Genomic DNA, 3,055 nt, shown 5'->3' with positions numbered 1-3,055 from the left:
CAGGGAGATAGCCCGGTCCCGCCCGACCTGATTTCTGTAGTCGCCACGAATGGCCTGACCGGATACTCACGCTCAACGGATCTTGCTCACCCCAACTTCAGTTCGCCAGAAGAAGCATTGGCGTGGCAGGAAGAGAACGCCGGAAAGAGCCGGGCCATTCCAGTGTTTGAGCAGGACGGAGAAACTGTCATAGGAGAGTTCGTCATCGGAGGACGATAGGTTTGGTCTACCGCCGGCCCAGCAGCCGGCGCAGGAACGGGACGGGCTGGCGCCCGTCCTTCTCTGTGTTTGGAAACGGATGGCAAGGCGTGGCACGCATCCACAGTCAAGGCCGTACTGGAGTCGGTCACGCTGGCGCGTGCCCTCCAGAGGACGGGACCACTCTCTCTGAGCGACTAACGGTGTTCAGTGCCTGCGGATCGTTTTGCCTTCCGCCATGCCAGAAACTGGGCAATGGAGACGCCGAGGAACACCAATCCCAGCACCAGACCGAACCAACGCAACTGAGGTAGTCCATCAATAGCGGCAACGAAGATCCACGATGCTCCTGCAATTGCCCAGAAGATAACTGCCCAGAGCGGTGGGGGCTGGGCCTGCTGCCGCTGTCTCATGTCCGAAAGAGTAGGCGGTTGATCGTGGAGGGGACTAGAGCCGGCCCAGCAGTCGGCGCAGGAACGGGACGGGCTGGCGCCCGTCCTTTTCCGTGTCTGGAGCCGGGGGAGAAGCAGGCGCAGGAAGCTCTGTACGGCTCTCTGCGGGCCTATCGCCGGACGGGGTGGGGTCTGGTTGGGTTGAACCTTTTTCCAGCATCCTGAGGGCTACAGCCTGCGTCTCAATGATCCGTTCATGGGCAGCGACCAGGGCACGCATACCGTCGACCCGTTCCTCCGCGACGGCGGCACGCTGGGTAGCTGCGGCCAACTGCTGGCGCAGGGCGTCAACCTCGGCCTTCAAAGGGCCATCAGGGGTAGCAGGAGGGGCGTCAGATGAAGGGGCTTCAGTGGTGCGCGCCATCAGTCCCACCGCGATTAGGGCAGTGACGGGAATCTGCCAGCCCCGGCCCGTTTCGTAGGCTCCGTGTTCCCTGAGTTCTTCACGTTTTCGACGCACCGTGGACACGGAGACGCCGCACGTCTTGGCTGCTTCAGCCAGCCCCATCACCGGGGGTTTCGTCGTGGCCGTCATGACGGGTAGCACCAAGAAATCTGGAGGGTAGCAGGGGGCGTCATGCCCCAGACCCTACCGTCGAGCGCCCCCAGGAAGGGGCGCACGACACGCCCCTCAGGACAAAGAGAAATCCCCCGGAAGCGCCAACCGCCGGGGGATCATGAAGTTTGCAAATGAAACTGAATAACTGGAGTCTACCAATCGCGCCAACGGTTGAGTAGTCGCACGACGGGTGGACACCCCGCGTGTCTCGGACAGACCGAGGGAAATCGAAAAGCCAAGCTGGGTAGCCAAACGCCCCTGAGTGATCGGGAGGATGGCCCCGGCCCCTTACCGGGTCAGAGCCGGTTCCAATGTCGAGCCTTGCGGCAGGGTGTTTCACTGGGTCGAGCAATCCCCAGAATCGAAGGAGTGCCAGCGCCTACAGCAGACCCAGCCGGGTCTGCCAGATCGCAAGGCACATGCCGCCACTGCGCAGGAGTAATGCCCAGCGCCTGATGACGATACGACCGAGCAACCGACGCGACCGACGCGGTGTTCAGCACCATCATCTGCCTGATACGTTCCCCCATCCCCGGGGAGCTAATCAGGCAGAATCCTGCCCTCCCTCGCTCCCTCTGCTCTCTCTGCGGTGTCCGCCGGCTGCGTCCCAGAGACAGGCTGAGTCGGCTGAGGGCAGGCAAACAGAACAGGGTGGAGCGTAGCGGAACGCCGAGTATGCAGGGGTAGTCATTGGTCAGGTAACCGAACCGAAGGGCCGGCTCCGCTGGAGCTACGCCGGCCAGACCAGGAAGCGTCTACACGTCGCCGTCCCTAATAATGCGGCAGGGCGATTTGGGCGTGGTACGCTGAAGAGTTGCCCTAGAACTAGGGCTGGCACACAGATCTTTTACGGACTCTACCGTTTATAAATGTTGAATGCAATAGGTTGATCGGGAGCAATTTTGGGGCGAGCGAAGACGCTGGGACGTTGCCGGGAACGCGACTGCAAGAAAGACGCCGAGAAGCGGAACAAGTGCCTCGAGCACTACAACCAGTGGTACTACCGGCGCGGCCATCTCCGCTGTCATTGGGAAGGGTGCAGGGCCTTCCAAGACGACGGCGGTCGCAGGATGAAGCATGGCAACAAGGTGCTGTTCTTCTGCCGGAAACACGAAGTCGAACATCTGCGGTGGACGCCCGAGACGGAGCAAACCAATCTGTCCAGGCTGGCGGAGAAGATAACCCGGTTGAACGGCTGCTGGATTGCCAGCGGTCCGGTCATGGGGAAGAAGGGAGAGTACGTCGGGTTCAGGCCGGAAGGCGCCGGCACGGTTGACTGGGCCTTCCACCGGGTGCTGTGGAACCTGCTCATGGGAGGGCACAAGCCCGGCTACGAGCTCGACCACATGCCGCCCAACTGCAACCCCGCGTGCTGCAACCCCGCCCATCTGGAACCGGTGAAGCGCGGCGAGAACGAGAAGCGGAAACGCCGCCGGCGCGGCCCGTACATCAACACGAAGGCAGTGGAGAATCCACGGGTGCAGTCATTCGCCCAGAAACACGGCCTGCCCTTGCCGGCTCTGCCTGCGAGCGGAGCAAAGTTGACCAGCCGAATGCCGTTGCTTCCCAGTAATGGCGCGGAAGTTGCCTGAACAAAACCTTCTAAACCGTGCGCGACAAAAGCCGCTATGACTACCGGTCCCGCTGGCGCGGGCCCGAAGGGGTACACCCCCACCCCGTCGTCGTGCGCTTCATAACCGTATGCGCGGACGGGCGGAGAAACACGGCCGGCGGAAATAATCTCGCAGAGGGAACCACGATGTGTTTGCCGGACACTTATGGGTATGGGGGACACAGGGAAAGCATCCACGGACAATGAGCTTTGGCTGCGCGTCATCGACGGTGA

At 61.9% G+C, this 3,055-nt stretch carries 3 protein-coding genes and 1 pseudogene; 2 read left to right on the top strand and 2 right to left on the bottom strand.

Going from position 1 to position 3,055, the window contains the following annotated elements:
* A pseudogene (locus AC5RWT_RS36135) lies at positions 1–219 on the top strand (hypothetical protein); the annotation flags it as partial.
* Between the two features lie 176 nt (positions 220–395).
* Here the strand turns inward: AC5RWT_RS36135 and AC5RWT_RS36130 are convergent.
* Together AC5RWT_RS36130 and AC5RWT_RS36125 are read right to left on the bottom strand one after the other, a co-directional pair.
* Positions 396–611 carry a hypothetical protein gene (locus AC5RWT_RS36130; protein WP_494002565.1) on the bottom strand — a complete coding sequence of 72 codons (216 nt, stop codon included), beginning with the start codon at positions 609–611 and terminating at the stop codon, positions 396–398.
* Positions 612–645: 34 nt separating this feature from the next.
* Positions 646–1,185 carry a hypothetical protein gene (locus AC5RWT_RS36125; protein WP_494084424.1) on the bottom strand — a complete coding sequence of 180 codons (540 nt, stop codon included), beginning with the start codon at positions 1,183–1,185 and terminating at the stop codon, positions 646–648.
* A 1,094-nt stretch (positions 1,186–2,279) separates the two neighbouring features.
* Between AC5RWT_RS36125 and AC5RWT_RS36120 the strand changes: the two genes are divergently transcribed.
* Complete coding sequence (locus tag AC5RWT_RS36120) at positions 2,280–2,801, top strand: HNH endonuclease (protein ID WP_494084423.1); 522 nt, start codon at positions 2,280–2,282, stop codon at positions 2,799–2,801.
* Positions 2,802–3,055: the final 254 nt, after the last annotated feature.

It is taken from the genome of Arthrobacter sp. Dra40 (assembly GCF_059091905.1).
The sequence above is the reverse complement of the archived record's forward strand: the minus strand, read 5'-3'. Positions and strand labels throughout refer to the sequence as shown.

Excerpts from the sequence above, each read along its gene's own strand:
- AC5RWT_RS36130 (WP_494002565.1), bottom strand. The coding sequence starts at position 611 with ATGAGACAGCGGCAGCAGGCCCAGCCCCCACCGCTCTGGGCAGTTATC.
- AC5RWT_RS36125 (WP_494084424.1), bottom strand. The coding sequence starts at position 1,185 with ATGACGGCCACGACGAAACCCCCGGTGATGGGGCTGGCTGAAGCAGCC.
- AC5RWT_RS36120 (WP_494084423.1), top strand. The coding sequence starts at position 2,280 with ATGAAGCATGGCAACAAGGTGCTGTTCTTCTGCCGGAAACACGAAGTC.